Origin of the sequence: Ligilactobacillus acidipiscis DSM 15836, from assembly GCF_001435755.1 — a bacterium.
Taxonomy (GTDB): domain Bacteria; phylum Bacillota; class Bacilli; order Lactobacillales; family Lactobacillaceae; genus Ligilactobacillus; species Ligilactobacillus acidipiscis.
The window spans coordinates 1-333 of the sequence record NZ_AZFI01000397.1 but is presented as its reverse complement, the minus strand read 5'-3'; the positions used below and the strand labels follow the sequence as shown (position 1 = coordinate 333).

Here is a 333-nt window from a genome sequence, read left to right as displayed (position 1 = left end):
AAACAGTAACAGAGCTTGCTTCTGAATTAGGATATACACGACAATATATCCAAAAAATAATTAATCAACTTCCTGCAAACAAAAAGCCAAAAAAGGTTGGCAATAAATATAGTATTAGTTTGCAAAATGAGTCTGTTATTAGGAGAATTATCAAAAAGTCGCAAACTAAATCGGAAACTCAATCGACAACCAGTTTGCATAGCGAGTTGTCAGCAAAAAACACCTATATACAACATTTAGAACAAGAAAATAGTTATCTTCAACAACAATTAGAACATTCCCAACAACTTTTAGATCATGAGCAACAGTTACATTTAGCAGATCAAAAACGGA

The 333-nt window shown here is 31.8% G+C and carries 1 protein-coding gene; it reads left to right on the top strand.

Going from position 1 to position 333, the window contains the following annotated elements:
- Positions 1–333 (top strand): hypothetical protein (locus FC65_RS12115; RefSeq protein WP_082619113.1); only part of this gene is annotated, 333 nt, incomplete at both ends.